Source organism: Accumulibacter sp., assembly GCF_032229525.1.
GTDB lineage: Bacteria > Pseudomonadota > Gammaproteobacteria > Burkholderiales > Rhodocyclaceae > Accumulibacter.
In genome coordinates, this window is sequence record NZ_JAVTWB010000025.1 from 1 (window position 1) to 3,230 (window position 3,230).

General features: G+C 63.1%; 3 protein-coding genes. All 3 read right to left on the reverse strand.

The window, feature by feature from the left end:
• Window positions 1-100 precede the first annotated feature (100 nt).
• Entirely contained in the window at window positions 101-370 is a 270-nt protein-coding gene (locus RUW20_RS01930; protein WP_313950505.1) for a hypothetical protein, read from the reverse strand.
• 356 nt (window positions 371-726) lie between these two features.
• On the reverse strand, window positions 727-1,497 hold the full coding sequence (gene istB, locus RUW20_RS01935) for an IS21-like element helper ATPase IstB (protein WP_313950506.1): 771 nt from the start codon (window positions 1,495-1,497) through the stop codon (window positions 727-729).
• Entirely contained in the window at window positions 1,494-3,074 is a 1,581-nt protein-coding gene (gene istA / locus RUW20_RS01940) for an IS21 family transposase (protein WP_313950507.1), read from the reverse strand. Before istA ends, istB begins: the two co-directional genes overlap by 4 nt.
• Window positions 3,075-3,230 lie beyond the last annotated feature (156 nt).

The window sequence follows — 3,230 nt, forward strand, 5'->3', positions numbered from 1 at the left end:
GTCAGCCAAACTCCCCCAGGCAGGACCGTAGAAATTGTAATGCACTCGGTTACGGCGGGTCGGTTTTTTGACCCGCCGTTGTTGATGGATTGGCAGCCCGTTACTGCGTAACGGGAGCGCCAGTGAAGTACTGATCCCACTCGGGCAAATCCAGATCGAGGGTGGCGATGAGGCGATCCTCTTCGGTGGAGACCAAGCGTTCGATGATCTCGCGTTTCGTTACGCAGTAACGGCGAGCCAATCGCTCGATGGCCAAAGCGGTGTGGGTACTGATCCACAGATTGAGGCGGCGTTCGCCGTTACCGTCCTCGCCGGCATAAGGACGGCGGGTACGGTAAGCGGCTTGTCTTTGAGCGGCTGTTTTGGCCATTTTTGGCTCCAGAGAGTGCGTTACGCAGTAACGGCTTTGTGCGTCGTTACTGCGTAACGCTGAGGTGAGTTCAAGGGGGACGGGTTCGCATTGACGGCGTTGATCCTGGCCGAAGGGAGCGCAGCGCTGTCCAGCGGACCGTGGAATAAATGGGCGGCGTGCCACCCGTTTATGCCGCGAAAGCCGCTTGACAGCGCGTAGCGAGCCAACGCTCCTGGCGGTTGCCGGGGATGGTTTGATCATCCCCGGCGGCTGCCACGTGGCGAACGCGGGGTTTGGGGCAGCGCCCCAAGGCGTGGCGGATGAGCGTAAGAAGTCGCCAAGCCAAGCGCTGGCCGTGGGTTCGAGGCGGCGCATCAGCTGTCTGAGGGCTGTTGTGCGAAGCGCGTCGCAGCCTCCTTGAGGCGATAGCTACGGCCCTCGAACTCAAGCAGATGCGAGCGATGCATCAGCCGGTCGAGAATCGTGCTGGCCATCGTTTGATCGCCCAGGTATTTGCCCCAGTCCTGAACCACCCGGTTGGAGGTCACCACCAGGCTGCGGCGCGCCTTGTAGCGCTGATGGACCAGCGTCTGCAGCAACTCGCCCGCACTGTCGCTGATGCGCCGGGCCAGGAAGAGATCGTCCAGTACCAGCAGGTCGGCATCGAGCCAGGGGCGCAGCTGCCGCTGCTGATCGGCGCCGCTCCACAGCGCGTAGCTCGCAAAGACACTGTCGGCCTCGAGCACCCGCACATCCAGGCCTTGCAGCGTCGCCTGGTAGGCCACTGCCTTGGCGATGCGGCTTTTACCGGTGCCCGGTTTGCCGATGATCAGCGCGTTCTGGCCTTCAGCGATGAATTTCAGCGTATGCAGCTCGAAGCAAGCCTGGCGCGGCAGCTTCGGATTGAAGCGCCAGTCAAAGTCTGTCAAGGTCGCGCGCTCGTCCAGACCAGACTGCTGGTAACGACGGTCCAGCAAACGCGAACGGCGGCGGTCCAGTTCATCCTGCAGAATCATCGCGAAGGTCTCCAGGAAAGGCGTTTGGCTCGCCTGCGCTTGCAGCACGCGGGTCTCCAGGGTGGCGCGAATGCCGGACAGGCGCAGGTCGCGCAGCGCGCGGTCGATCTCGTTCAAGGTCATGCTCATTGGGAATCCTCCAGGGAAAGTGACAAAGCCGCGCTGTTGCGAGCGCCCAGAGAGAACAGGTCCGCGTAGTCCTCGGCGGCGCGAATCAGTCGGTCGTCCTGGGTCAGTGCCAACTCGCCCTGAACCGGCGTATCGCTATCGGCCAGGGCCTCGTTGAGCAGGCGCTCGGTGAGCGCCTTGATCTGTTGATAGCTGCGCACACCGTCGTGCAAGGCCATCGCGCAGGCACGCTCGACCAGCGTGCGGGGGTAGCGCTTGACCAGGCTGACGATGCCCCACAGGCGGCGCTGACCGACGCGCCCATCGTGATCGAACAGGCGCTGGCACAACTGCTCGGTGGCTGGGCCGATGGCCTTGGCCTGAGTCAGGATTCGACGCGTTTCCCGCGACGGATTGAAGGGGCGCTCGTCGTCGGGCAAGATCACGCTGCCCGGCTGTGCCGCCCGGGAATGGGTGCGCAGCAAGGCCTGCGACTGGAAATCGCGGATCTCGAGGTGCTGCTCGAACAGGCGGACCAGCACGCGGCTGCCGATACGCGCCGGCCGGGCGGCATAGCTGCTGTGGTCGACGCGTACGCAGCTGTCGTCGCAGACCGTGCGTAGCGACTCGGTAAAATACGCGAACCCCTGCAAGGGCAAGGGCTTGAGCAGCGGGCGTTCTTCCTGGAACATCGCCTCGACCTGGCGTTTGGCGCTGCCGTGAATGCGTTGCGCCGCCCAGCGGGTCTCCCACTGTTCGAGGAAGGCGTTCTGCTCCTCGATCGATGTGAAGCGTCGGCCTTTGAGCGCCGTGTTCTGGGTATGCTGAATGGCATTCTCGACGCTGCCTTTGCGATTCGGATCGCGGACCCGCGCAGGGTCGGCGACGACGCCGTAATGCGCGAGCACGGCCGCATAGACCGGGTTGAGCTGCGGCTCGTACAGGTCGGGCTTGATGACCCCTTCCTTCAGGTTGTCGAGCACCACGTATTGGCTGCTGCCGCCGAAATAGCGCCAGGCCTGCTCATGCAGTCTGGCCCAGGCTTCCTGGCTGGACTTCCAGAGCACCCGCCGAAAGCTGCGCCGGGAATAGCGCAGGGTCATGACAAACAAACGCGGCCGACGATAGCGCTCGGAGCCGGGGGAAAGCGTCATCGCCCCTTCGCCATAGTCGACCTGTGCCTCTTCGCCGGCGGCGAATTCCAGTCGGTCAAACTGGGCTGGTTCGTGTTCGATCAGCGTCCCGGCAAAGCGCTTGACGCTGTTATAGCTGGCGGTAAAGCCGAACTGATCGACCAGATCCTGGTAGATCGCCGTGAAGTTGCGGCGAAGCTGTAACTGCGCCTCGATGAAGGCGCGATGCGGCTCGCAGGCGGAAGTCGATTGCCGGCTCGGCGCCGGTGGCCGGGGTGGGGGAATTTGACCGGGAGGACCGGTGGCCACCCCGGGGGAATTTGCCTCTTCGCTCGCAAAATGCCGCGCCAGACTGCGGATCGTCTTGCGATCGATCTGTGTGATGCGCGAAATCTCGCGCTGGCTCTTTCCCGCCGCCAGCAGCGTGAAGACGGTGGTTTGAAGATGTGGCTTCAAGACGTTCACTCCAGACTCCCTCCAAAAAACGAAGGGGGAACATAACGTCCTGCCCGGGGTGCTCCGAAAGCGACAAAAACGGCGCCCTATTGCTCCGTCACGCAACCTTCAGGGTGGGGGATTTTGAAGTGACCAAAGGTGGGGGAATTTGACCGGCCAACGGGG

Excerpts from the sequence above, each read along its gene's own strand:
- istB (WP_313950506.1), bottom strand. The coding sequence starts at position 1,497 with ATGAGCATGACCTTGAACGAGATCGACCGCGCGCTGCGCGACCTGCGC.
- RUW20_RS01930 (WP_313950505.1), bottom strand. The coding sequence starts at position 370 with ATGGCCAAAACAGCCGCTCAAAGACAAGCCGCTTACCGTACCCGCCGT.